Here is a 25,870-nt window from a genome sequence, read left to right as displayed (position 1 = left end):
CTCTTCCTCAACAAATTGATAGTCCTTAAAATTCTGTAACTTCAATTGTTCTTCGGCAGATGCACGATTCAAGCCGATAAATTGAGGCATCGGAATATTTTGCTGTCCCTTGCTGACTACAATGAGGACTTCCCCATTTTCTTTCAATCGCATCGGCGGTGCAGGATTTTGTTCGGTTACAATCCCCTCTTCCTGCGATGAAAAGGTGTATTCCACTTTGGGAATAAGCTTTGCTTCCCGAATTTTGGCTTCAGCAATTTCCACCTTCGTGCCCTGGACAAGCGGAACAGGATATTCAGGGACATGGAAGATTTCCATCGCATAATTAAACCCAACGAATGCGAGAACGATGAACAACCCGATTGCACCGATCCAACTGATTGCTTTGATCCACAAGTTCGGTTTCTTCTTCTGTTCTTCATCCGGTCGAATGCGAGTGCGATTCTGCTGTTCTTTGTTGGCTTGCTCCAGCATTTCCGGCGTAATCGCAGGAATCACCCTGGTCTGTTCGTCGTCCACTGGGAACTCAATTTTCGGTTCGTTTTGACGCTCCTTGGTCAAGCACGTCTCCAGATCAAGCAACATTTCACGAGCAGAGGCATAGCGAAGGAACGGGTCCTTCACCAGCGCTTTTAGAATCACGTTCTCTACGCTTTGTGGCAGATTGGGGTTAATCTCTCTCGGATGCGGCAGTGGTTCCTGCAAATGCTTCAAGGCTACTGAAATCGGCGAATCTCCCGAGAAAGGCAGCTTGCCTGTTACCATTTCATAGAGAACGATACCTAAGGAATAAATATCCGATTTTTCGCCCGTAACCCCGCCTCTTGCCTGTTCAGGTGAAAAATAATGGACAGAGCCGAGCACAGAACCCGTATGTGTAATTGTTGCTGAGGTAACAGCCCGGGCAATCCCGAAGTCTGTTACTTTGACTCGACCATTGTTGCCGATCAGAATGTTATGCGGCTTGATATCACGGTGGATAATCTGATTCTGATGAGCGTGATCCAGTGCATCACAAACCTGAACGGCAATCCGCACTGCTTCCGCCGTAGGGAGTGCTCCCTGTTGGTTGATCAAGTCTTTTACCGTTAGACCTTCTATGTACTCCATTACCATGAAATACGTGTCTTCATCTTCTCCGACGTCGTATACACTGACAATATTGGGATGGGACAAACTGGCTACTGCAATAGCTTCCCGACGAAAACGATTGACGAAATCTTCATCTATCCCGAATTGTGGTCTCAGCACCTTGACCGCAACTGTTCGATTCAATACGAGGTCTCTGGCTCGATAAACAATCGCCATTCCCCCGCCGCCAATCTTTCGCTCAAGCTGGTAGCGTCCTCCTAAACGTTGACCTTCCATTCCTCTCACCCCTCTTTCCGACTGACGTCAGAAGGCATGGGAATGTTGCGTACAGCAACACAGGTAATGTTATCTTCGCCTCCAGCGTCTAATGCATGTTGTATGAGAGCATCCACTTGTTCTTGCAAGGAGAGAGGTTCTTTCAGCCATTTTTCCATGACAGCGATTGGCACTTTATTGCTTAATCCGTCTGAGCAAAGCAATACGACATCACCTTGTGACCATGCAAATTCACCAAGCTCAATCAGGACGGATTCCTCCGTTCCGAGCGCTCGCATCAATACGTTTCGCTGCGGGTGGTGAATCGCTTCCTGTTCTGTGATTTGCCCGTTGCGAAGAAGCTCTTGAACCAGTGAGTGATCCTCCGTACGTTGTGTCAACACACCATTTACAAACAGGTACATGCGGCTGTCACCTATGTGAGCAATTGATCCGCTGTCTTCCCCAACAATAGCGGCAACCACTGTTGTACCCATCCCGTTGCATTCCGGATGATCCTCTGCATATCGAAACACTTCCTGGTTGGCAGAGAGGATTGCATTCATTAACTTCTCTCGCTCATCCTCTTTGGAAAGCTCATCTTGCGTATCACGGAACTCCGCAAGAATTCGCTCAACTGCCATTTTGCTTGCTACGTCACCTGCTTGATGTCCCCCCATGCCATCAGCCACGATAGCTAGAACTCGGCCTTGCAAGTCAATTACATAGGCAAAATAATCCTCGTTAATCTGACGCACGCAGCCGATATGGGTCTTCATCGCAATTTCCATCCGTTTCACCTCGCCGATTCTTTGGCGTGTTGTGCGCGCAACTGTCCACAAGCTGCTGCAATATCACTTCCATGCTCACGCCTGATTGTTACATTAATCTTATGTTTGTCTAGGATTCGTTTGAAATCGAAAATCTGATCTCTGGGAGTACGTACATAGTCTCGCTCTGGCACATAATTCACCGGAATCAGGTTGACGTGGCACATAAGATCACCTATTAGACGGGCTAACTCTTCTGCATGTTGCTGTTGGTCGTTCTGTCCACCAAATAAACCGTATTCAAACGTGATGCGACGACCTGTTTTGGCGACATAGTAGCGGCATGCCTCCATTAATTTCTCCAGTGGGAATCCACGGTTTACCGGCATCAGTTTCGTCCGAAGCTCGGTATTAGGTGCATGCAAGGAGATAGCCAGATTGACTTGACCGCCTTTTTCAGCGAATTCATAGATTTTCGGGATGATGCCACTGGTGGAAACCGTGATGTGCCGTTGTCCAATTGACAATCCTCGGTTGTCATTGATGATGTTGAGGAACGAGAGCAGGTTGTCAAAGTTCTCAAAAGGCTCCCCGATGCCCATGACAACCACATGACTCGCCCGTCCCTCTTCCACGTCAAGAGCACGCTGAGCCATTAATACTTGCGAGACGATTTCTCCCGCTTCTAAATTACGCTTCAACCCACCCAAAGTAGAAGCACAAAATGTACAACCAATTCGACAGCCTACCTGTGTCGTGACACAAATGCTATTGCCGTAGTTGTGGCGCATGATCACTGTCTCGATGGCGTGCCCGTCAACAAGCTGAAACAGGATTTTGATCGTGCCGTCGGTAGACTGCTGTCTCGTAATCTCTTTCAGCGCATCCATCCGAAAGCTCTCAGCCAGCTTTTGACGCAGTTCCTTGGAGAGATTGCTCATTTCATCAAACGTGTAAATCCGTTTCACGTAAAGCCAATCAAAAATTTGTTGAGCACGGAACGCTTTTTCCTGGTTTTCCGTCAGCCAATTCTTGAGCTCATCTAATGTTAAACTGTAAATTAACGGCTTGTGTCCCGTTAAACTCTCTATCGCCATTTGTATATTCACCTTTTCTGTGAAAAACGTCTTGACGCTTTTCATAAACTTATTTTTCATTGTACCCTTTTCCATTCAAAAGGAAAAGGAATGTAGCACAAAGGAGTGGACTACCGCACCACACACGGAAGGGCCACTCCTCAAAGATCGTTATAAAGAAAAACTACGCTTCTTTTCTGCGAATGCGAGAGATAAAGAAGCCATCGCTTGAAAACTGATGCGGAAGAATCTGAATAAAGCCCTGTTGTCCATCGGCGAGCTTCTGGACGGCAGGAGGAAGATCTTGCGTAAGCGACAGATCCCATTCATAATCAGGGTTCTCCTGTAAAAATCGTCCCACCAGGTGCTGATTTTCTTCCGGCTCCATCGTACAGGTACTGTAAACCAGAAGCCCACCCGGTTTCAGCAGTTTTGACACTTGCGTAATCAGTTCGAATTGAACCTTGGCAATGTCTTTGATATCCTGTTCTGTTTTGTTCCATTTGATATCGGGTTTTCGACGGATGACACCGAGTCCCGTACAAGGAGCATCCAGGAGAATACGATCAAACAGACCAATCTCTTGATTGGGCAAATCTGCCGCATCAGAGACAAGAGTTTTTACGATGGTAATTCCCAGTCGTTTCGCTGTTTGCCCGATTAATTCCCGTTTATGCGGGTGAACATCACAAGCGACGATTTCTCCCTGATTGTCCATCATTTCTGCGAGATGGGTCGTTTTGCCACCTGGGGCAGCGCAGGCATCCAGCACCCGCATTCCCGGCTTCACGTGCAAGGCGGGAGCAACCAGCATCGAGCTTTCATCCTGAATGGTCATGAACCCATCCTGAAACCAGCTTGTGCCTGCTGCATGACCCGAGACGACCAACCCGTCAGGCGATAGAGTCGAAACAGCCACTTCTGGTAAATCCCTTTTCAGATGAGCCAGCAAATCTTCCTGTGCGATTTTTAACCGATTCACACGGACAGAGGTGTGCGGGGGCAAATTGTTCGTTTGACAAATGGCCCGAGTTGCTTCTTCTCCGTACAATTTCAACCAGCGCTTGACTAACCAGATTGGATGAGACTCTTCGTAAGCGATTTGCTCGGCAACACTTCCCTTGGGTGCCGTTGTCCACGTCTCAGGCTGTCGAAGCACATTGCGCAGGACTCCGTTTACAAGTGAAGAAATGCCCTGATGTCCCTTGCGCTTAGCTATCTCTACTGCTTCATGCACAGCGGCCCGATCAGGCACCCGATCGAGATAACGAACCTGATACAAGCTCATCCGAAGCAGGTTTAATACCCACGGTTGCAATTTTTTTGTACCGCCTTTGACGAAGCGGGTAATGACGGTATCCAAAGTCAACCGTCGCTGAATCGTTCCGTAAACAAGCTCAGTCACCAGCCCAGTGTCTTGCGGGCTGAGCTGATGGGATGAGAGTACATTTTTTAATTCGAGATTGCTGTAGGATTGATGTTCATCCACACGAGTCAGAATCTCTAAAGCAACGTCACGTGCTCCGTTTATTTTTGTCCTAGCCACACTTAAACTTCTCCCAACTTAGAACCGACTTCAGTATGGGAACCGGCACCTTTGAGGAAATCAGCCATGCTCATCCGCTTCTTGCCTTCGGGTTGCAGTTCCGTGATTTTGACGCTTCCCTGTCCGCAAGCTACAACAAGACCATCCGTTTCACGACGAATGATCGTTCCCGGTTCACCTAAAGTATCGTTAAATGAAATTTTTTCCACCCACCAGATTTTCCATACCTTGCCTTCGAATTGTGTATACGCTACAGGCCAGGGATTAAGACCTCGAACCTGATTATAAATACTTTCAGCAGACCCCGTCCACTTGATCCGTTCATCTTCCCGCTTGATATTGGGAGCAAAAGTTGCTTCCGCATGATTCTGCGGTTCGGCCTGGATATCGCCTGCAAGCAGTGCGGGCAACGTCTCTACAAGCAGGTTGGCTCCCGCTATTGCCAGCTTGTCATGCAGAGAACCAACTGTATCACGCTCTTCGATTGGTACAACCACTTTGGAAATCATGTCGCCTGCATCCAGTGCCTCGACCATGTACATGATGGTGACGCCTGATTCCTGCTCAGCTTCGACAATGCATTTATGTATAGGAGCCCCGCCTCTGTATTTCGGCAAGAGGGAGGCGTGTACGTTGATACAGCCGTGTTTGGGCGCATCCAGCAGCTCCTTCGGCAAGATTTGTCCGTAGGCTGCTGTAACGATCAAATCAGGTTTGGTCTCACCTAGAATCAATTGGAGTGCTTCGCTTTGGCGAATTTTCTCCGGCTGATAGACAGGCAAGCCGTGACGCAATGCTGCTTCCTTCACTGGAGGAGCAGTAAGCACCTGTTTTCGGCCGACAGGACGGTCAGGCTGTGTCACGACACCTACCACCTGATACCCTCCTGACAGCAGCGCCTCCAGGCTTTGCACAGCAAAATCAGGCGTTCCCATAAAAAGGATTCGTATGTCGTTCACGATTACTCCCCTTCCTCTTCTGGTTTCACCTGATATACCTTGTCGGCTACATCAATGAACAGTACTCCATTCAAATGGTCAATTTCGTGCTGAGCACAACGAGAGAGCAAATCATCTGCTTCCATTTCAAAAACGTTGCCATCCCGGTCTTGTCCACGCAGCTTGATCCACTTATGACGGCGCACATCGCCACGCAGTCCCGGAATACTCAGGCAACCTTCCGGATAGTCAAATTGTTCTCCTTTATGTTCAAGAATGACTGGATTTACCATCTCGATCAGGCCATCTCCACAATCCATGACGATGACTCGCTTGGAAATCCCGACTTGTGGCGCTGCCAGACCTACACCGTCCGCATCGTACATGGTATCTGCCATGTCATCGAGTAATTTGTGCAAATTGGCATTGAACTTCGTGACTTCCATTGCTTTTTCTCTCAAAATTGGATCAGGGTGTTTCACAATTGTACGAATCGCCATGTTTTTTATCCTCCTATAAAAGCACCTGTGGGTCCAAATCGACTGTCACCTGAACCTGATGCTGTTTCATTTCCTCTTCAAAATGAGCAACCAACTGTGCCAATAACTCGACCAATTTGGGCTCATCACGATATTTTAGCATGAGTTGGAAGCGAAATCTATCTTTGATCCTAGCAATCGGCGAAGCGACGGGTCCCAGCAATTTCGTCGTAGGAGCGATCCGTGTCCGCAAATAATGCGCATATTGCTCCGCTGCACGAATGACCATGGGAACATCCTCATGAGAAAATGTGATCAGCACCAGCCGATAAAACGGAGGATACCCTGTTATTTTTCGATATCGCATTTCCTCTTCATAAAAAGCCTCGTAGTCATGCCTTGTCGCATGCTGGATGCTGTAATGCTCAGGCGTGTACGTCTGAATCAATACGTCTCCCTTCAATTCATGGCGTCCGGCGCGCCCGCCGACTTGTGCCAGCAGTTGGAATGTCTTCTCCGCCGCCCGAAAATCAGGAAGGTGTAGCGAGGTGTCGGCTGCGATCACACCGACTAGGGTTACCCTCGGAAAATCCAGTCCCTTGGCAATCATTTGCGTCCCCAACAGAATATCTCCCTGCCCCGTCCGAAATTTGGACAACAGCTCTTCATGAGCACCTTTGCGAGATGTCGTATCCACGTCCATCCGAATCACTCGGACACCGGGGAACAGCCGAGCCAGCTCTTCCTCAATCTTTTGTGTCCCGGTTCCAAAAAAGCGTATGTGTTCACTTTGACATTCGGGACAATGCTTGGGTTGTACCGTCGAATAACCGCAATAGTGGCATCTTGCCGTATGGTTTGTTCGATGGTAGGTAAGCGATATCTCGCAATGAGGACAGCTTAGTGTATAACCGCACGATCGGCACATGACAAAGGTTGAATACCCTCTGCGATTCAGGAAGAGAACAATTTGCTCCTGTTTGCGCAGGCGATCCTCAATCATCTGGTGAAGGTCTCTGCTGAACATCGAGCGATTATCCGAGCGAAGTTCATTTCGCATATCCACGATATGAACATCGGGCAAAGCACGGCCGCCAACCCGTTCCTTCATTTGGAGCAACTGATACCGGCCTCTCGTCGCCAAGGCATAGGTCTCGAGCGACGGTGTAGCGCTGCCGAGAATCAGAACACCCTGATTTTCCTTGGCCCGCCACATGGCTACATCCCTTGTATGATAGCGCGGTGTCTCTTCCTGTTTATACGAGCTTTCGTGCTCTTCATCGATGATAATCAGCCCCAACCGTCGGAAAGGAGCGAATATCGCTGACCTTGCACCGACTACAAGCTTTACCTGGCCACGTTGGATCTTGCGCCATTCATCATATCTCTCTCCCTGTGACAATGCACTATGCAGGACAGCAACCCGGTCTCCGAATCGCCCTTTTAACCGATTCACCATTTGCGGTGTCAGGGAGATTTCCGGCACGAGCAAGATGGCTTCTCTGCCTTGCTCGAGTGTTCGTTCGATGGCTTCGAGATACACTTCTGTTTTACCGCTGCCTGTTACTCCGTGTAAAAGAAACGAGGCAAACTCATGAGAATCGACAGAACGAAGAATCGGTGCTAGTGCTACTTGCTGCTCTTGGGTGAATGCATGCTTGGGATCGGGCGTAAACGTTCGATTGGCAAACGGGTCCCTCAACACTTCCCGTTCAAAGGTTTTGACCCAGCCCTTTTCAACAAGCGTCGTAATGGTGCTGCGTGAAATGTCCAGCTCCGTCATGATCGCTTTTACGGTTGGTAGCTGATCATGTGACCAATCGATCAGATAGGCCAGTACCCGTTTCATTCGGTCCGAGCGGGCAGGCAGGCTATCAATTATTTCCATTGCCTGATTAACCGGGATCGACAGCTTCAGACAGGTTTCTTTTTTGCGAGTAATCCGATCCTTCACCTGATATTCATAGGAGAGAATGCCTGATTTGATCCAGCCGGAGACAAGCGTCAGTTCATCAGCAAAACGCTTTTGTGCTTCACTTAGCGACATACTGCGATGCTCCATTAAGTAAAGAAGCAAAGGTGAACGTCTGGCAGACCGCTCGTCCAGCTCATCACTTAAACAAAGATACTTCTCCGACTTGCTTCTGAGCATGGCTGGAATCATGGACTGCAAAGCAAGCACCAACGGACAAAGATACTGCTTGCTCATCCAGCTTGCCAGTTGAATCAGTTCGGGTGTGAGTGGAGCAAGATCATCCAGCACCTCAAGGATCGGTTTCAGTTTTTGTGGCTTGTCTTCATCTGCAAAAATATCACTCTCCACTTCTTCTTGCAGACCTACGACGTACCCCTGTAATTTACGAGGGCCAAAGGGAACTACCACCCGGCTGCCAACCTCAATCAGAGGCACATGGTAATCGGGAACCAGGTAGTCAAACGGCCGATTCATTCGAGTGGCAGGTACATCCACGATTACTTGGGCAATCATGTTTATCACATCTCTTGTCTGCATACTGCAGTGATTTTTTCAACGACGGTATCAAGGATTCGCTCAGCTACTTCGCGCTTGCTCATTTTGGGAATTTGCACGGTGTCGCCATCTCTGGTGTAAATGGTAACGATATTCGTATCGCTGCCCATCCCTGCCCCTTCTGTCAATACATTGTTGCCGACGATCATGTCACAGTTCTTGCGTGCCAATTTGTCCAGTGCGTATTTGGACAGATCCTGTGTTTCGGCGGCAAACCCAACGACGAACTGATCCGAATGCTTGCGCTCGCCAATGGTTTGTAAAATATCGGGTGCCTTCTCCAATTCAAGCGAGAGATCGGAGTCTGTTTTTTTCATCTTATGGTGGGAAATAGTTTTCGGACGATAATCCGAAACAGCTGCTGATTTGATGACAATGTCCATCGATGGCAGCTCACCCATCACCGCATCAAACATCTCATGCACCGACTCAACTGCCACAAACTTCACGCCAGCAGGTTGGGGAAGTGCGGTCGGGCCACTGACAAGTGTCACGGATGCACCACGGTCTCTTGCCGCTTCAGCGATAGCATAACCCATTTTGCCTGTGGAATGATTAGAGATATAACGCACAGGATCAATCTTTTCTCGGGTTGGCCCAGCCGTCACCAGAATCTGTTTGCCCGATAAATCTTGCTTTGTTTCTCGACTGGTCTCACGTTGATTTTCCTGCTTGGCAAAAAAATCGATAACAATGTCTACGATCCGCTCCGGTTCTTCCAGTCTGCCCTTGCCGATCCAGCCACAGGCTAACAGTCCCTCTCCCGGTTCAATAAAGTGATAGCCAAATTGGACGAGACGCTCCATATTGGCTTGTACTGCTGGATGCTGGTACATGTTGACGTTCATCGCAGGAGCGATCATCACAGGAGCTTTCGTTGCCAGCAGTGTTGTCGTTAACATATCATCGGCAATCCCGTTCGCCAGTTTTCCGATCGTATTTGCTGTAGCGGGAGCGATAATCACCAGATCTGCCCTGTCTGCCAGATCGATGTGAGAAATGACTTGTGCATTCGGTTCCGTAAACGTGTCTGTGTAGACTGGATGATGGGACAAGGCCTGAAACGTAAGCGGTTGGATAAATTTCTGTGCTGAATCCGTCAAAATCACATACACATCTGCTCCAGCCTGAGTCAGCTTGCTTGTCAGTGCTGCTGCTTTATAGGCTGCGATTCCTCCAGTAACCCCGAGAATGATCGTCTTTTTATCTAACGGTTGCATAAAAAATACAACCTCCTTCCCCTTGGCTCCAAAATCGCTTCGAATTCTATACTTGCCGATTCATTGAAAAAAACAACCTGCAAGAGGTTGTTTACTTACTGCGCACATCCGTATTTTCAAAAACAATTTTGTCTGTGAATAACTCTTCTAATGCTTGGCCGACAAATTTTCGAGAAGCCGGTTTGGTGATTTGCAGGTCGTTGTGTTCCCGCAATTGGCGAGCACGCTTGGAAGCAACAGTCACCAGAATGTATTTGGAATCTACTTTATCGGTCAATTTATCAATGGATGGATAAATCATGAATCTTAGTCCTCCTTCAACCATCTACGGTATTTTTCAATTTGACGTTCTTTTTTGAGATGTTCTGCTGTAATGATTGCATCGATCCGGCTGCAAGCAGAATCAATCACATCATTGACTACCACATAATCGTATTGGTCCATCAGCTCGATTTCATAGCGAGCCATGTCCATCCGCTTGCGAATCGTATCTTCATTTTCTGTTCCACGTCCAACAATGCGGCTTTGGAGTTCTTCCAAATCAGGTGGAGCAAGGAAAAGAAAAATGCCTTCAGGGAATTTTTGCTTGACCTGCAGTGCCCCCTGAACCTCAATTTCGAGAATAACATCTTTGCCGCTGGCGAGTGTATCTTCTACGAACTTGCGAGGGGTTCCATAGAAGTTGCCTACATATTCTGCCCACTCCAACAACTCATCTTGTTGGATCATCTGTTCAAATTCCTCTTTTGACTTAAAGAAATAATTGACGCCATCCACTTCCCCTTCACGCGGTTTGCGTGTGGTTGCAGATACAGAGTACACAAGGTTGGGCAATTTTGGGCGTAACGCTTTGCATACCGTCCCTTTTCCTACACCTGATGGCCCAGAGAGAACCAGTAGCAAGCCTTTATCAATCCCCATGGTGCAAATTCATCTCCTACTCTATTCATCAGACTCATCGTCTTTATTGGTTAAGCGCTGTGCAACGGTTTCTGGTTGAACCGCTGACAAGATCACGTGATCACTATCCGTAATAATAACAGCACGAGTGCGTCGTCCGTATGTAGCATCCACCAGCATACTGCGGTCTCGGGCTTCCTGAATGATTCGTTTAATCGGTGCTGACTCAGGACTTACAATCGAGATAATTCGATTCGCATTTACAATATTACCAAAACCGATGTTGATTAATTTAATCGCCACGGTGTCAGCCCCCTCCTTTCTTTCCTCACTCTATGTTTTGAACTTGCTCTCTCATTTTCTCAAGCTCTGTTTTCATTTCTACAGCGAGGCTTTGGATGGGCAAGTAATTTGCTTTGGAACCAATCGTATTTACTTCTCTGTTCATCTCTTGCAAAAGAAAATCAAGCTTTCGCCCAACTGCTTCCTCACTCTCTACCTGCTCGGCAAATTGGACACAGTGACTATGTAAGCGGGTTATTTCTTCACTGATGTCAATTCGATCAGCAAATAAGGCAATTTCTTGGGCAATCCTTGACTCATCGACGGGAAGCTCTTTGAGCAGAGTTGACAGTCTGAGCTCCAATCGACTCTTGTACTCACTAACAACCTGTGGTGCCATCGTTTGAATTTGTGTTGTCCACTCTTCAATTTTTTGCAGACGGTCTCTGAGATCCAATGAGAGACGTTCTCCTTCTGCCTTTTTCATGGCAAGCAGTTCGTCCGCCGCATCCTCGATCACTTCCATCAACCAGTCAGCAATTTCTTCTACAGGCGTGGCTGCCAACTCATCACGCAAAATCATCCCAGGCAGTGACAGCAGTTCCTTCGTTCCTAACGTATCAGGAATGGCAAATTGCAATTTTAACTGAGAAGACAATCGGATGTATTGTTCTGCCATCTCCCAATTCAGGTTCAGATCTTCCGTATGCTGCGGATTCTGTTCAATGGTTACACCAATCTCGACTCGGCCGCGTCTCACACGCTTGGAAACTTCCTTCTTGATCCGATCCTCCATCATTCCCCATGTCTTCGGCAAGCGGACGATCAGTTCACTAAAGCGGTGGTTCACAGCACGCATCTCAACGACAAGTCTGACAGTGCCTCGTTCTACTTCTTTTCTCCCGTATCCGGTCATGCTATGAATCATGGATTTCACTTCCATAGGCATAAAATCGTTAATTTATTATAGGAGACAATCTTTACCTGTGTCAACTTGGGATAGCTTTGATTTGCAGAAGGTTTCATCGGCTTGCAGATGATCATCATCAAGCGATGTGATACACTCATGGGAAGAATGTTATGTTTATTGAGGTGAAAGAAAAGTGGCTTTTGACGGAATTGTAACTCGTTCGGTTGCCCAGGAGTTATCTCTTCTGGTGGGCGGACGCATCACACGGATACATCAACCACACAAGACAGACCTTGTCTTTTTGATTCGAACCAAAGCGGGCAATCAGAAGCTTTTGCTCTCTGCCAATCCGACCTATCCCCGCATTCATTTGACTTCGGAGGAATTTGTGAATCCACCGGAAGCTCCCATGTTTTGCATGTTGCTTCGTAAGTACTGTGAAGGAGGCGTCATTGAGTCCGTCCAGCAGGTAGAGATGGAGCGGATCATCCATATTGACGTGAAATCACGGGACGAATTGGGAGATGTTACTAACAAGCGGATTGTCATAGAGATTATGGGTCGTCACAGCAACATCATCCTGATTGACCCGGATACCAAACACATACTCGACAGCGTCCTCCATGTAACACACGGGATTAGTCAGTATCGTCAAGTTCTCCCTGGACGCACGTATGTGGCCCCACCCAATCAGAACAAACAAAATCCGCTGACGGTAACCGAGCAGGAATTTACCATGACTCTGCAATGGAACGAAGGCAAACTGGATAAACAGATTGTGGATCAGTTTAGTGGACTTAGCCCCCTTTTGGCAAAAGAAATCGTCCATCGTGCTGGATTACCGACAAGAGAGCACGTATGGCAAGCCTTCCGTCAGCTTATGGAACAGGTAAAGGCCAACCAGTATGAACCTGTGATTGTCCAGACAAAAGAGAAGACAGCCTTCTCCATTACATCCTTGACCCATCTTGCCGATGGTGAGACAGTTACGTATGGCTCCATCAGCCAATGCTTGCAAACATTCTATGAAGGAAAAGCGCTGCGTGACCTTGTCAAACAAAAATCACATGACCTCATCCGAATCGTAACCAATGAAAAGCAGAAAAATGAAAAGAAAATTGAAAAATTGCTTCAAACCCTGCAAGAGGCCGAAGAAGCAGAGCAATTTCGATTGTATGGCGAGCTGATCACTGCAAATATGCATCTGATCAAGCGAGGAGACACAGAGCTTGTCACCGTCAACTGGTACGACGATGCTGGCGCAACCATCTCGATTCCACTCGATCCCCTGAAGACGCCATCCGAAAACTTGCAAGCTTATTACAAACGCTACAACAAAGCAAAAAACAGCATGCAAGTTGTAGGAGAACAAATCAAGCTGGCCCAAGACGAGATTCTCTATATGGATGGCCTACTCGTTCAATTAGAGCACGCAACCGTCCGTGAAGCGATGGAAATCAGGGAAGAACTGGTGGAGCAAGGGTATTTGCGAGATCGCCAGCGCCGCTCAAATAAAAAGAAAAAAGACACGCAACCCGTAATCGACGTTTACTATTCCAGCGACAAGATTGCCATTTACGTCGGGAAAAACAATAAGCAAAACGATTTCCTTACCAACAAGCTGGCTACAGGCGGCGACACATGGCTGCATGCCAAAGACATACCCGGCTCTCATGTGGTGATTCGTTCCCGAGAAATACCTGATCAGACACTTTTCGAAGCAGCTATGTTGGCAGCCTATTTCTGCAAGGCAAGACAAGGAAGCCTCGTACCAGTTGATTACACGCTGGTCAAGCATGTGAAAAAACCGAGTGGTTCCAAACCCGGCTTTGTCATTTACGATCATCAGAAAACCTTGTACGTCACACCGGAAGAATCACTTGTAACTACCCTAAAAGCAAATCCATCACTCGAATCAAAGGAAGCATAGAACTGATCGTTACACCCAATACTAAGAAAAACCCACAAGTCGTATCCGGGTGTTCGAGTAAAGGGGGTAACTTATCCCATGCCGATTCTGTGGAAACTGCTCCTTACAAGCGCTGTCGTTGTACCAGGCCTGATCTGGTCGAACACATCACTACTGTTTGCGATTCTTTCGAGTATTGCTTTGTCCTTCCTATCTTTTTGGCTCGGTGACCTGATGATCCTGCCCAAAACCAATAACACGTTTGCAAGTACCGCCGACTTCATCATGGCTTTCGGTTTTTTGTGGGCGGCTGCAGTTACTTTCGTACAACCGTATCTCTTGTCTGGTATTTTTCTTACGTCTTTTGCCTTATCGGTTGTGGAATACTTTTTCCACGATTATTTGCAAAGACATGGCGTCCATCATTCGAAGCATCCCGGCTGAGCATTCAACCCTTACTAAAGTGACTATTCTCAGATAAAGGAGTAAGTGAGATGAATGTGATTGGAATTGTACAAACCGATCTAAACGAATTCAACATCCTGTTTGAGCAGGATCAAAAAGAAAAAGATAAACAATCGAACGGAGATAACAACGATAGCGGCGGCTTCTCCCTCTTCGGGATGGGACAGGACAGTGACGGTGGTTCTGATCAAGGCGATCAACAGCAGAAGCAAAACAATGAACAAGAGATGACCGTCCGAATCAAGGGAATTCCTGAAGGCCAAAAGGCAACCTTCCTGCAAATGTATCAAATCATCCAGGATGCAAAAGAAACAAAAGACATCAAATCTCACTGTACTGTCGTCAGCGATGGAGATCAGAACGGCAATGAGAATGGAAATAACCAAGGAGGCTCAGGCAGGCAAGGAGCCTCAGGCTGGCAACGAGGAAGCAGTGGAAGCAGCAATTTTCAATAAGTATGACCGAGCTATCGCAGATGTTAAATGCGATAGCTTTTCTTTTGAAGACCGAAAAGTTTGATTGCGCTAGCCACGCCAGAAAAATGCTTGTCCTTATGCATTGCGACTTTGATAGTGCAACTTAGACTTTTTACCGATCGACAGGATAAAAAGTGGTCAACCAGCGTTACATAAGAGGCGGCAATGTGTTTGACCACTTCCTGGCGATGGGAAAAAGTCGATTCCAATATCTTGACCTTGAATTTCTGAATAAAAAATTGTAGGCTTTATCAGTACCACTCAGTACTCGAAAAAAAAACTTACAGGAGTTGATAACGCTCATGCGATTGAAAAAGACTCTTGCGATTGCACTAGCCTTTATGTTGCTGCCAACAGTTGCCTCTGGGGTTTCTGCTGCAACGCAACCAAAATCAGACATCCAAGTCGTGTATAACGCGAAATCAATAGTTTTCCCTGATCAAAAACCAGTGATTAAAAACAGCCGTACCCTTGTGCCGATCAGACCAATTGCAGAGGGACTCGGCTTCAAAGTAGACTGGGACAGCAAAACGCAGACAGTCGGGATTGCTAAAGCATCAAGCACAGTCAACCTGGTCATTAACCAAAAGACCGCCAAGCGCAATGGACAAGCGATCACCCTCGATACTCCTGCACAAATTATCAATGGACGTACGATGGTTCCTGTTCGCTTTATTGCCGAAGCGCTGAGCTACCAAGTAAACTGGAATGCATCCGAACAAAAGGTGCTTATCAGCGATCAAAAACCGGATCAAAAACTGTATGCTTCTCTGGAAAATGTTGCACTGACAAATGCTGAGGCTGATAAACAGTACAACGTATACCGTTTCATCTTTACTGGCAATAAGGAATTGCCTGGAGTCTTTACAACTGCACTTCGCACGAAAACAGCGAACGAAGCTTTGTATGGCAAATACTTGATGGCTGTCCACGGTTCCAAATTCTCCGTACAGAAAGAAAAGTTAGATAATCTGGTGGCACAAGCCAAAAATGCAGCACTAGATCGAAATAAGTCACAGGACGCAATGAACAAAGAAATGGTTGCTCTGGGTATTACAGATCAGGATATCCGCGATTTCTTTACGTATGATCTCTATACAGCATCTTATGTTCAATCAACACTTACCGAACAAGAATTGCTGGCCTACTACAATCAGCACCCTGAGCTTTATACAGTGGCAAGCGTTCGCCACATTCTCGTAGCGACAGAAGCCGAAGCAAAACAAGTGATTGATCGATTAGCAAAAGGTGAAAAGTTTGCCGATCTGGCAAAGGCCCTTTCAACTGATCCAGGCAGCAAAAACAATGGTGGTTTGTACGAAAATGCTTTGGTGAGCAACTGGGTTGGGCCATTCCGTGATGCAGCAGTTAAGCAACCTATCGGAAAAGTAGGCAAGCCTGTTAAAACCCAATTTGGTTACCACGTCATCTTGGTTGAAAAGCGCTCGGTGGCACCATTCCAAACCGTAAAAGCTGATGTAATCAAAGAAGTAGTGAATGATAAAACAAAAGTGCTGCGTGCTGAAGCTTTAAAAAATAAAAAATAACCGTAAGAAATGCGAACCAACGCTACCTCTCGGAGGGGCGTTGGTTTTGTGCTTTTAGAACCAATGGTATTTTCCTAGCACAGGATTAGGACAATATTCAAATTTAGAGATAAAACTAACTAGTGATATAATAATTATAAGGAGGTGCTCGAGGTGGAAGAAATTTTGAAGCTAATTTTAGATGAATTCAAGGATGTAAAGAGCGATATCAAAGAGATGAAGACTGATATCAAAGTGATGAAGACTGATATCAAAGTGATGAAAAGCGAAATCAAAGAGTTACAAACCGATGTGAAAGAAATGAAAGGCGAAATCATAGATATGAAAAGGGAAATCAAAGAGATAAAACAAGATCAACAACAGCATATGGAGATGACGGTTCAACTGATTCATAGCGTTGCAACTTTAAACGGCCGGATTGAAGAACAAAATGATGATCTAATCATTACCAAAGGAATAGCAATGTCCGCTCTTGAAGAAACCGTCAGAATTAAAAATAAAATGAAATATTAAGACAGTACTTAACCTCCTAAACAGTAAAAAAGCCTGAGGATACGCTCCCCAGACTTTTGTCATTCATTATGTAGCCCCGCTCTGCCGTCCAGCTCAATGTTTCTTTAACCTGTACTAACAGGTGGGTGACCCGTCTAAGCTTCTGCCTTCCCATGCGTCCATTTCTGGAGGTGGGCCTGACATAGGCCAATAGAGTTCTGTCTCCCTAGAAACACTCAAGGTTAAAAACATAATAAGCCATACGCACATCGCAGGATTCCGTAGTGATTCAACACCTTTATAGTATCATAATAAAAAGGTTCACACAACGTGAATTGTTACCATCGCATTAAAAGCTACTTTAGTTTACTTTGCGCTGGAGTCCTTGCCAGTATTGATCTCTGAGATTCCGCTTCAAAATCTTGCCTGCTCCGCTTTTCGGCAGTTCATTCACAAACTCAACGGATTTCGGCACTTTGTAATTGGCTAATTGTGTACGGCAATGATTGATCAGAGCCTCTTCGGTCAGCTCGGCATCTTTGCGGAGTACGACAACTGCCTTCACCGCTTCTCCCCATTTTTCATCAGGAACACCCACAACTGCTGCTTCCAATACAGCCGGATGGGTATAGATGCTGTTCTCTACCTCAACCGAGTATACATTTTCCCCGCCTGTGACGATCATGTCTTTTTTACGATCCACAATAAAGAAAAAATTCTCATCATCAACCGTTGCCATGTCTCCGGTATACAGCCACCCATTTTTGATCGCAGCAAATGTTTCTTCCGGGCGGTTCCAGTAGCCTTTCATTATCGTTGGCCCTTTGGCAATGATTTCACCTACTTCACCCGGCTGCACATCTTCTCCCAGTCCATTTACGCAACGGACCTCGACGCCTGGCAACGGCTGTCCGCAAGATGCCAGACGGTTCACCAATCGCTCATCCCCTTCGACTACATGGTCTTGCGGAAAAAGGAATGTTAACACGGGTGATGCTTCGCTCAACCCATATCCCTGGAAGAAATCGATCGGCAGAAGAGATTTTGCCTTTTTGAGCACCTCTGGTGGACAAGGAGATGCCCCGTAAAGCACTTTCTTCCAGCTGGACAAATTGTATTCCTTAATGGAAGGTGTATTGATCAGCATTGTTATCATCGTAGGAACCAGGAGTGAACTGGTTACCTTTTGGTCCTGAATTGTTTTCAACACCAGATTTGGTTCAAAGAAACGGACGTGAGCATGCGTTCCACCGACAACCGTAATGGCAAATGTGGAAGCACCATCGGCAAGATGGAACATGGGTGCAGCATGAAGATAAACGTCATTCACATTATAACCAAGCGCCAAGCCTACATTATAAGCATTACTTAACAGGTTCCGATGTGTCAGCATAACCCCTTTGGGCAGACCAGTCGTTCCCCCTGTGTAGAAAATGCCTGCTACATCGTTCTCTTCTGCTCGAGCCTGCAATTCTACAGGCGCTCCTTCCAAGATGAAATCCTCATACCCTTTGGTTCCTTCTGCAAGGTCATTGTCCTCACACAGAATGTACCCCAAGACAGAATCCACTTCCGCTTTCAGTTTGGGTAAGAGCGGCAAGAATTCACGATGCATAAACAAGTATTTTGCCCCACTGTCTTGAAGGATGAAGCTCACCTCTGCTGGTGCCAACCTTACATTAAGTGGAACAGCTACCGCACCTAGCAACGTGATACCGTAAAGGAGTTCCAGATAACGAGATTCATTCAGCATTAATAATGCAACACGGTCACCTTTTTGAACGCCTGCCTGTTCCAGACTGCCAGCCAATTTGCAGACACGATCAGCAAACTCACGGTATGTAAAAGATTTTTCACCGTCAAGAATTGCTACCTTGTTGGGGCGACCTTTGGCATGTGTGATTAAACCTTGTGTAATTACCATGAACAAACTCCTCCTTCACGATTGTGTAAGCTTCTTTTCCTTTATTTGCGTTTTAATCTGGCTGCGATCAATGCCTGAAAGTTTGGATTCAGGATTAATTCCGGTTGATTCGCTTTCTCCCATGCCAAAGCTTCATCGAGTGACAAGGATAGACAAGTTTCCAGTCCCTCTTTTGTTTTAACAACTGCTTGTGGAGGCAAGCGGAACAAAGTCGCAAGCAGTTGATCAAGCTGTTCACCCAGTTCATGCGCTTCTACTGCCTTAAAGATCAAACCGATCTCGGCTGCTTCCTGGCCGGAGATTTTTTCACCCAGCATGGCAAGACGCTTCGCCTGTGCCATTCCAACCAACCGTGGCAACAGATAGGTACCTCCAAAATCAGTTGTAAGCCCAATATGAACAAACGGCTCCTGTAACACGGCATCTTTGGTGGCCAAAACGAAATCCGCATGCAGTGCCAGATTGAGGCCAGCCCCTACAGCAACACCTTCAACGACAGCGATAACAGGTTTGTTCATATAGTGCAGTTCTCTTAAAAAGCTGTTGATTACATCGAGCGATTCATCCGCCTGTTCCCGTGTACTCATACTGCCTAATACACTCAGATCGGCACCTGAACAAAAGTTTCCGCCCGCTCCCTTCAGTACGACGATTTTGATTTGTTCATTGGTAGCAGCGTGATGAATCGCCTGCTGTAATTCCAGAAACATATCAGTTGTCAGTGCATTTAATACTTGTGGACGGTTCAGTGTGATGGTGAATACGTGGTTCTCAAATTGGGTGATGACTGCTTTCAATTCGGTTTGTTCCGTCATTATGTTGTCTCTCCTTTAGGTATAATTCGTAAATCTGCATAGTGCTTCAATTGTTCTGGCGAAACTCCCAGCTTTGCTTGAAGAACATTCCATGTATGCTCACCTAGCTTAGGCGGGTGAGTTCCGTCGTTCGGGTGATCGAATGAAGTGCGAATATGCACCAGCGATCCCGTTTGTCCTGATTCAAGGGAAAAGGACAAATTTCTACCGGTTATATAGGGGCTGGTCATCCATGTGTCCAACTCTTCTACAGCAGTTAAGCAGCAATCGACTTCTGTCCCCAATTCATTCCACTCGGATTGCGTACGCATCAAAAAAAGCGCTTTCAACTCATCGAAAATTTCGGGGTAACGGGTGATGTTACGCTCGGTGATGTCCTCCCAGTCAAGACGGCCCACAGCTCGGCAAAAATTTTGCCAAAATTTATCTTCCAAGGCAGCCAAGGCCACATACCGACCATCTGCTGTCTCGTAGATGTTGTAGGAAAATAAATCGGTTAAAAAATGATTCATCGTCACTTTTCCGCCTAATTCCGCAAGCATCACGTGCATACCCATCCAACTGGCCAGCACATCTGCTGATGCAATGTCGAGGTAAGCACCTTGCCCTTTCAATACCTTTTGAACAAGTGCAGCACATATTTGCTCAGAAGCGTATACCCCTCCGACATAGTCAGCAATCGGGATCTCAGATAATACCGGTCTCCCTTCACTATCTTTCGTGACGCCAAGCAACCCGCTCACAGCCTGATAGTTAAGGTCATGTCCCCCCAGTTGATGCATGGTTCCGTACTGCCCATAACCTGTCAATGAGCAGTAAATAACATCCGGTTTATAGGCTCGAATGCGCTCATAATCTAGTCCGAGATGTTGCATAACCCCGGGTCGAAAGCTCTCGACAATCACATCTGCCTGTACTGCTAACCGAAAAGCTAAATCTCTCCCTTGTTCTGTGCGCAAATTAATAGCAATACTTTGCTTGTTGCGATTGGAGCTGATGAATAAAGTGCTGTCATCCCCGTATTTAGGACCAAGTGTCCGCCCCGGATCTCCCGTTGGATACGACTCCACCTTGATTACTTCTGCTCCTTTATCAGCCAAGCGCATGGTGCACACAGGGCCTGGGAGATACCTTGAGAAATCTACTACTGTCAAACCTGTTAACAATTCTCCCCCCTCCTTTTCTAGATCAGGTTATGTGTATGCTATTTCGTCATCTATTTTCATAAATCCTCTATCTATTCAGAAAATTTATGCATGCTGATCTTCTTGTTCAAAGTAAAAAGACGCTGATTTTCAGCGCCTTTTTCCCTCACAGTATTAGTATCTGCTGCTGCTGTCATAACCCATGCCCATGTAGCCGCCGTGTCCATGACCAGAGTCATATCCACCACCACATGAAGAGGAAGAATCACCTTTGTAGTAATCATGGCATTTTGTTTTATAATACGGAACTTTCGTGCAAACCTTTTTGTAATACTTCTTCTTACAACATTTTTTGCAGTGACATTTCGTTTTGCAATGTGATTTTTTGCATCCGCAACTCACTCGCTTCACCCCCTTAGTGACTGGTACAATTACAAGGTATGAAGGGAGTTCGGGTCATGACTGGTACACCCAACTATTGACTTGAAAAAATAAGCGAATGTCACGGATGATTCTACATCATGCCTGTTCAGTCAAATCTGTGACGGAATTGCTTGCTGCTTTATACCGTTCTGCCCAGAAGACTCCAATGAGGATAAAGGACCCTCCGAGAATGGTTCGCCAAGTGACAGCTTCATTGAGCAAAACAATCGCAGTTAGCACACTGACAAGCGGAAGTGTATTCAAATAAACGCCGGCACTTGCTGCTGAGACAGATTCCAAAGCCTTGTTCCAGAGCCAGTAGGCAGCGATGGAAGAGCCAAGAACCAAGTAGCCAAGACTGAGCCACCCTTTCAACGGCAGGGGGGGAAGTCCGACCATCCAAGTCTCCACTGCTGCAAACGGAACGAGCATGATCGCTCCTAGCATCAGGGTCAATGCCGTAAATAATTCACTCGGCAGTTCTGCCTCGTCTTGCGGACGCTTCATCTGGACAACATAAATCGCCCAAATGAAACAGCTTGTCAGGACCAGAATGTCTCCAAGTAATGATCCATTACTACCTTGATTGGACTGAACGGAGATAATAAGAACGCCGACAATTCCAAGCAGGATGCCTAACCATTGCGGAGTACGTATTCGTTCTTTCAGGTAAACTGCAGCAAAAATGATAGTAAACAAGGGCAACGAAGCAGAGAGTATGCTCGCATTCACCCCACTCGTCAGGGAGATACCGTAAGTGCCAAATAAAAAGTAACCTGAAACACCTGTAAAGGAGAGCATGCTCATCCTCTTCCAGGGAATTCGGATAACGCCACCAGCTTTTTTCGCCCGCATCCATGTGAAAGGTACGAACAGCAAACTCGCCAAAAATAATCGCAAAAACGTCAGGGTAAACGGATGTACAGACTCCATCGCCCACTTCGTCGGTGCAATTGTCATTCCCCACAGCACAACCGATAGAATCAGCATTCCGATAGCCTTGTTCACATGTGGCTCTCCTTCCAACTAGCCTGTTGACCTTGTCATTATGTCTTATTGTGATACCATCTTGCGTAAATCGGTGATTCCATGATGATCGGGAATTTCCCTGAACTCTTTTACTTTAGGCAAGGTTAGTAAATTTGGACGGGTCATATAGCCCGGTTTTGAAATATAAACAACATCGCAATCCGCAATTAATTCAAATACATCGGGATGATTTGCTTCAATGGAGCGGATATTAATGTGCTTGATACCCGCATTGTGCAAGTCGTCGATCATTCCCTCTACTCCGCGTGTAGTCGCACAGATCAAGCCTACCTTTGTATGTCTGGGATAAGCATCCACTTCTGGAATGACCACGGTTGGGTCTGGTATAAAGTCCAATCCAACCACAGGAGGTGCTTCCCGAGGGAGTGACTGAATCAGATTTTGGGTCACCGATGGATGCGCCACAATTGCTTTGTATTCGTGTAAAAACGAAGTATCCTGTTCCAACCGCTCCCAGAACGCTTCCAGTGTCCATCCTTCGATCATGACACTGGGCAAATGGTATTGGACGAGACGGCAATACTCCGCCAGTTCCAACTCCGTAAAACGTAAAAACAAAACAGGCAAATGGTTGATTTCTTTCATCACAACGGAAAGCACACGATTGAAATCCTCCATGGTGTAGCCCATGGCTTTTACTTTGTGCAGTGTTTCTTTGGCAAGCAATGTCAAGTGAGCAGGATTGCGAGTAAGCAAGGGATCATTTACAACATTGCTGACAGTCGTTCCTCTCCCTTGTCTTGAATCAACCAAACCTTCTTGTTGTAAACGAAGATAAACACTTCGAACTGTGTTGTAGTTGACATGCAGTCGGGAAGCTAGTTCCCGAACGGTTGGCAATTGGGAATGCGAGGCTAATTCTCCACTGCGAATCAGTGAAGCAATCTGTTGATAGAGCTGTTCGTGATACGATACGGAAGATTCTTTTTGCAAAGTGATCCTCAACATGAGTAATCCTCCCAAGATCATTTGATTTCAATAGTATATCAATCATCAAAAAATTTAGTCAATTAGATTTTTATGCTTTTTTCACTCTTCGGATGGGCCTATCTCCCTTGGGCATACTATTGGTAAAGAGAGGTGATCAACTTGGGCGAACACAGCCGCTTTAAGGAAGGCGAAAAATCTCCAAAGAATGCAGTCTACATGGAAATTGGAGAAAGTGGGTCCAGTGTGCAAGATCCACTGATTGTTGAACTGGAAAAGGGTCAAAAGTTCCCAGCTACGCGCAACAAAAATCGTGTATGGACACAAAAGTAATGTGCCTAACAAAAAATAAGACCAAGCGCTCATTGGCTTGGTCTTCTCCCATTAATCTTCGTCTTCTTCATCAAAATCTTCTTCTGATACATAGGTAATTGTTACACCCAAGCTTTGCAACAACTGAAGAACTTCCCTGTTTAAATCTTCCTCGTACAAAAGCCCCAGACTTTCGACCAGTTCGAGTTCCTCTAATTCACCATTTTCAGCATCTTCAATCAGTTCGATAATATCATCCAGTCCCTTTTGTTCAAGGGTGGCCACCAATTCATCTCTTGTCATACTGAATGTACATCCTCTCTTCAATTCATTTTGTGCAAGTGGTTGTCCTTCTATTATAATAATGGAATACCTTGCGAATTAGGAGACTGATTTCGATGACATATCCGCAAAGTTATATCAATTTTCTCGTTCATTTTCACGGAGATCGTGATTATTTTGAATGTCATGAGATTTTGGAAGAATTCTGGAAAGAATCTAGTACAAAAAAGCCAATCTGGGTCGGCCTAATTCAACTTGCAGTGGGCATGTATCACTACCGCCGAGGCAAGCTTGCTGGTGCACTCAAAATGCTTCAAGGCGCATACCGTATTTTGCAGCAGGAACAAACTGCTCTCTCTCATTTGGGAATGGACGCCGAGCAACTGTTTGATTTGCTCTCACAGACCATTCAAAACGTGAATTCCCATGCCCCTTACGCAAGTATTACCCTTCCCTTGTGTGACCCGCATTTGCTCAATATATGTCAGGAAGAATGTCAGCAAAGAGGATTGCCATTCGGACAACAGAGTGATTTGTCCAACACTTATTTGGTCAATAAGCACACCTTGCGTGACCGTAGCGAAGTAATCTCAGAGCGGCAAAACCAATTGCAGCTTAAGATGAGCCAACGTCAGCAGCAGAAATAAACTCTACTGGAATAGAATCAGCAAAATAGAAGATTTCATCGGACCGATAGAACGGTATCTCCGCTTTCATACATGCTTTTGCACGGATGGTGAACAGAGCGATGTCAGCTTTTTCTGGTTGAAAAATGGTTCGATCAGACGTCAACTGTACCAGATCACTCGCAATCGGGAACAAACCGACTGTTCTTGCTTGACTTGCCAGTTTCTTGTGTGTTGCGTAATACAATTCATCAGGTGGGGTTCTTGGTGTCCGAACGATGTTGCGGCTTGGTGAAAAGCCATAAGTAGCACGAAGAAGACTCCCCCCGTCCCATTCGATCTGTTTTCGTGGATCATTGATGATTACCTGTTTAACCTCATCGATCGTAACTCGTGGAAAATCTTTGAGGGTACGCAGGTAGTTGATTAGTTGGTCGATCCGTGTGTAGCCGAACACATCGAAGAAGATCGGTCGTTGTTCCGCTTTCTGCCTCAAGATGGATAGCAGTCTCGTACGCAAACGGGTCTCTTGAAAGGTTGCAATCATCCTAGACCTCCTAATCGTTTGAACACTATGTTTCCCGGACTTTTTGAACTACCTCTAATAGATCCAGTAGATCAAGCTGATCATTATCCCCACATCAACAAGCAGATGACTCGTCCAAGGACCTGCCAGTGATCGATATTTCAACCGGAGATAGGCCCAATAGCAGCCTATTATCCAGGCAAGTGATGCGACAAGCAATCCCCAGCTCCAGCCAAACAAAACAGAGCCAATAACCACATGGTAGGAAGCATAAAACAGGCTGCTTAGCATGACTGCCTCCTGAACTGAAAGCAACCGACCCAATCGTTCCATCGTGAAGCCCCGCCACAACAGTTCTTCAAAAAATGAATTCCCAACCGACATATAGATCGCAAACGCCCACAGCCATTCATGGGTTAAACCCCACTCTTCCAGATTCGATCGTATCCAATTGACTGATACCCCAGTCTGTATCATGAGGTAAAATCCAGACAGAACACCGATCATCAAGACGAAGCCACTTCCTACTCCCTCGATGAGACAATCTCTTTTATTGATAACGTGGTAATTTGCGAGATCTTGCCAATTTTTCCGAAGCCTCCATTCCCACCATCCATGAACAACAGGAACACCCAGGCAAGTCACGATATGAAACAGGATGAATGTCAAAATGATGCTGTGAAACACAAGCAATCCCGTTGAAACTGCTGCAATCGCCATCAGGCCATATACATAATAAATCTTCAGGGAGTCTTTCACTTTCATTTCGATACTCCCTTTCCTCCATCAATCTGACCAATCGAGTGCAATTATGACAAGCCACCATATTATCCCCAATCATTGTAAAAACAAAACAAACCAGACTGAATGATAACGAGAAAAACATCGAGACGTTTTGCATGTAAAACGGTATACTAGAAGTTATCACTAAAAATTATTTTAACGTTTCAAAA

The 25,870-nt window shown here is 46.2% G+C and carries 28 protein-coding genes and 1 other RNA gene; 7 read left to right on the top strand and 22 right to left on the bottom strand.

Features of this window, described 5'->3' with window-relative positions; all coding sequences use genetic code 11:
- The 12 genes from pknB to ACPW7N_RS25100 all read right to left on the bottom strand — a co-directional run.
- A partial coding sequence (gene pknB, locus ACPW7N_RS25155) for a Stk1 family PASTA domain-containing Ser/Thr kinase (RefSeq protein ID WP_425654469.1) occupies window positions 1-1,368 on the bottom strand: 1,368 nt, incomplete at its 3' end.
- A gap of 5 nt (window positions 1,369-1,373) precedes the next feature.
- A complete protein-coding gene (locus tag ACPW7N_RS25150) occupies window positions 1,374-2,138 on the bottom strand; it encodes a Stp1/IreP family PP2C-type Ser/Thr phosphatase (protein ID WP_425654468.1) in 765 nt (254 codons plus the stop codon).
- A gap of 5 nt (window positions 2,139-2,143) precedes the next feature.
- Window positions 2,144-3,214 (bottom strand): dual-specificity RNA methyltransferase RlmN, encoded by a 1,071-nt coding sequence (gene rlmN / locus ACPW7N_RS25145; RefSeq protein ID WP_425654466.1) that lies wholly within the window; start codon window positions 3,212-3,214, stop codon window positions 2,144-2,146.
- Between the two features lie 163 nt (window positions 3,215-3,377).
- Window positions 3,378-4,739, bottom strand: a complete 1,362-nt coding sequence (gene rsmB, locus ACPW7N_RS25140) for a 16S rRNA (cytosine(967)-C(5))-methyltransferase RsmB (protein WP_425654464.1) — start codon at window positions 4,737-4,739, stop codon at window positions 3,378-3,380.
- 2 nt (window positions 4,740-4,741) lie between these two features.
- Window positions 4,742-5,698, bottom strand: coding sequence for a methionyl-tRNA formyltransferase (gene fmt, locus ACPW7N_RS25135; RefSeq protein WP_425654463.1), 957 nt, complete (start codon window positions 5,696-5,698; stop codon window positions 4,742-4,744).
- Between the two features lie 2 nt (window positions 5,699-5,700).
- Window positions 5,701-6,177 (bottom strand): peptide deformylase, encoded by a 477-nt coding sequence (gene def / locus ACPW7N_RS25130; protein WP_425654461.1) that lies wholly within the window; start codon window positions 6,175-6,177, stop codon window positions 5,701-5,703.
- A 13-nt stretch (window positions 6,178-6,190) separates the two neighbouring features.
- Window positions 6,191-8,644: a primosomal protein N' gene (gene priA, locus ACPW7N_RS25125; RefSeq protein ID WP_425654460.1), complete on the bottom strand. Its 2,454-nt coding sequence runs from the start codon at window positions 8,642-8,644 to the stop codon at window positions 6,191-6,193.
- A gap of 5 nt (window positions 8,645-8,649) precedes the next feature.
- Window positions 8,650-9,906 (bottom strand): bifunctional phosphopantothenoylcysteine decarboxylase/phosphopantothenate--cysteine ligase CoaBC, encoded by a 1,257-nt coding sequence (gene coaBC, locus ACPW7N_RS25120; RefSeq protein ID WP_425654458.1) that lies wholly within the window; start codon window positions 9,904-9,906, stop codon window positions 8,650-8,652.
- Between the two features lie 91 nt (window positions 9,907-9,997).
- Window positions 9,998-10,207: a DNA-directed RNA polymerase subunit omega gene (gene rpoZ, locus ACPW7N_RS25115; protein ID WP_425654457.1), complete on the bottom strand. Its 210-nt coding sequence runs from the start codon at window positions 10,205-10,207 to the stop codon at window positions 9,998-10,000.
- A gap of 5 nt (window positions 10,208-10,212) precedes the next feature.
- Window positions 10,213-10,827, bottom strand: coding sequence for a guanylate kinase (gene gmk / locus ACPW7N_RS25110; protein WP_425654456.1), 615 nt, complete (start codon window positions 10,825-10,827; stop codon window positions 10,213-10,215).
- A gap of 21 nt (window positions 10,828-10,848) precedes the next feature.
- On the bottom strand, window positions 10,849-11,109 hold the full coding sequence (gene remA, locus ACPW7N_RS25105; RefSeq protein WP_425654455.1) for an extracellular matrix/biofilm regulator RemA: 261 nt from the start codon (window positions 11,107-11,109) through the stop codon (window positions 10,849-10,851).
- Between the two features lie 25 nt (window positions 11,110-11,134).
- Window positions 11,135-12,016: a YicC/YloC family endoribonuclease gene (locus tag ACPW7N_RS25100; protein ID WP_425654453.1), complete on the bottom strand. Its 882-nt coding sequence runs from the start codon at window positions 12,014-12,016 to the stop codon at window positions 11,135-11,137.
- 175 nt (window positions 12,017-12,191) lie between these two features.
- On the opposite strand from ACPW7N_RS25100, the gene ACPW7N_RS25095 reads away from it, so the two are divergent.
- The 5 genes from ACPW7N_RS25095 (at window position 12,192) to ACPW7N_RS25075 (ending at window position 16,908) form a co-directional block, all read left to right on the top strand.
- Window positions 12,192-13,928 (top strand): Rqc2 family fibronectin-binding protein, encoded by a 1,737-nt coding sequence (locus tag ACPW7N_RS25095; RefSeq protein ID WP_425654452.1) that lies wholly within the window; start codon window positions 12,192-12,194, stop codon window positions 13,926-13,928.
- 78 nt (window positions 13,929-14,006) lie between these two features.
- A complete protein-coding gene (locus ACPW7N_RS25090) occupies window positions 14,007-14,351 on the top strand; it encodes a DUF2512 family protein (RefSeq protein WP_425654451.1) in 345 nt (114 codons plus the stop codon).
- A gap of 50 nt (window positions 14,352-14,401) precedes the next feature.
- Entirely contained in the window at window positions 14,402-14,827 is a 426-nt protein-coding gene (locus ACPW7N_RS25085) for a hypothetical protein (RefSeq protein WP_425654449.1), read from the top strand.
- Between the two features lie 323 nt (window positions 14,828-15,150).
- On the top strand, window positions 15,151-16,395 hold the full coding sequence (locus tag ACPW7N_RS25080) for a stalk domain-containing protein (protein ID WP_425654448.1): 1,245 nt from the start codon (window positions 15,151-15,153) through the stop codon (window positions 16,393-16,395).
- Window positions 16,396-16,548: 153 nt separating this feature from the next.
- Window positions 16,549-16,908, top strand: a complete 360-nt coding sequence (locus ACPW7N_RS25075; protein ID WP_425654446.1) for a hypothetical protein — start codon at window positions 16,549-16,551, stop codon at window positions 16,906-16,908.
- 69 nt (window positions 16,909-16,977) lie between these two features.
- Here ACPW7N_RS25075 and ssrS read toward each other — a convergent pair.
- From ssrS to ACPW7N_RS25040, 7 genes are all read right to left on the bottom strand, one after another.
- Window positions 16,978-17,168: non-coding RNA, 6S RNA (ssrS, locus tag ACPW7N_RS25070), on the bottom strand.
- A gap of 80 nt (window positions 17,169-17,248) precedes the next feature.
- Window positions 17,249-18,811 carry a long-chain-fatty-acid--CoA ligase gene (locus tag ACPW7N_RS25065; protein ID WP_425654445.1) on the bottom strand — a complete coding sequence of 521 codons (1,563 nt, stop codon included), beginning with the start codon at window positions 18,809-18,811 and terminating at the stop codon, window positions 17,249-17,251.
- A 41-nt stretch (window positions 18,812-18,852) separates the two neighbouring features.
- A complete protein-coding gene (locus tag ACPW7N_RS25060; protein WP_425654444.1) occupies window positions 18,853-19,626 on the bottom strand; it encodes an enoyl-CoA hydratase/isomerase family protein in 774 nt (257 codons plus the stop codon).
- A complete protein-coding gene (locus tag ACPW7N_RS25055; protein ID WP_425654443.1) occupies window positions 19,626-20,792 on the bottom strand; it encodes a CaiB/BaiF CoA transferase family protein in 1,167 nt (388 codons plus the stop codon). The genes ACPW7N_RS25060 and ACPW7N_RS25055 overlap by 1 nt, the downstream gene beginning before the upstream one ends.
- A gap of 71 nt (window positions 20,793-20,863) precedes the next feature.
- Window positions 20,864-21,010, bottom strand: a complete 147-nt coding sequence (locus ACPW7N_RS25050) for a hypothetical protein (protein WP_425654442.1) — start codon at window positions 21,008-21,010, stop codon at window positions 20,864-20,866.
- 280 nt (window positions 21,011-21,290) lie between these two features.
- Window positions 21,291-22,184, bottom strand: a complete 894-nt coding sequence (locus ACPW7N_RS25045) for a DMT family transporter (protein WP_425654471.1) — start codon at window positions 22,182-22,184, stop codon at window positions 21,291-21,293.
- 63 nt (window positions 22,185-22,247) lie between these two features.
- Complete coding sequence (locus ACPW7N_RS25040; protein WP_425654441.1) at window positions 22,248-23,192, bottom strand: GntR family transcriptional regulator; 945 nt, start codon at window positions 23,190-23,192, stop codon at window positions 22,248-22,250.
- A gap of 141 nt (window positions 23,193-23,333) precedes the next feature.
- On the opposite strand from ACPW7N_RS25040, the gene ACPW7N_RS25035 reads away from it, so the two are divergent.
- The gene (locus ACPW7N_RS25035) at window positions 23,334-23,504 is read left to right on the top strand and encodes a YjzC family protein (RefSeq protein ID WP_425654439.1); all 171 of its coding nucleotides are present in this window, start codon (window positions 23,334-23,336) and stop codon (window positions 23,502-23,504) included.
- Window positions 23,505-23,555: 51 nt separating this feature from the next.
- On the opposite strand, the gene ACPW7N_RS25030 is transcribed toward ACPW7N_RS25035, so the two are convergent.
- The gene (locus ACPW7N_RS25030) at window positions 23,556-23,786 is read right to left on the bottom strand and encodes a hypothetical protein (RefSeq protein WP_425654438.1); all 231 of its coding nucleotides are present in this window, start codon (window positions 23,784-23,786) and stop codon (window positions 23,556-23,558) included.
- Between the two features lie 95 nt (window positions 23,787-23,881).
- Here ACPW7N_RS25030 and ACPW7N_RS25025 point away from each other — a divergent pair, with 95 nt between their 5' ends.
- Window positions 23,882-24,412, top strand: a complete 531-nt coding sequence (locus ACPW7N_RS25025) for a DUF309 domain-containing protein (protein WP_425654437.1) — start codon at window positions 23,882-23,884, stop codon at window positions 24,410-24,412.
- Here the strand turns inward: ACPW7N_RS25025 and ACPW7N_RS25020 are convergent.
- Complete coding sequence (locus ACPW7N_RS25020) at window positions 24,381-24,938, bottom strand: RNA 2'-phosphotransferase (protein ID WP_425654434.1); 558 nt, start codon at window positions 24,936-24,938, stop codon at window positions 24,381-24,383. The genes ACPW7N_RS25025 and ACPW7N_RS25020 overlap by 32 nt on opposite strands.
- A 54-nt stretch (window positions 24,939-24,992) precedes the next feature.
- The gene (locus ACPW7N_RS25015) at window positions 24,993-25,682 is read right to left on the bottom strand and encodes a CPBP family intramembrane glutamic endopeptidase (RefSeq protein ID WP_425654432.1); all 690 of its coding nucleotides are present in this window, start codon (window positions 25,680-25,682) and stop codon (window positions 24,993-24,995) included.
- Between the last annotated feature and the right edge of the window lie 188 nt (window positions 25,683-25,870).

This window comes from Brevibacillus nigriterrae (assembly GCF_049846925.1).
Lineage (GTDB): Bacteria > Bacillota > Bacilli > Brevibacillales > Brevibacillaceae > Brevibacillus_H.
This window is presented reverse-complemented; position numbering and strand designations above follow the sequence as displayed.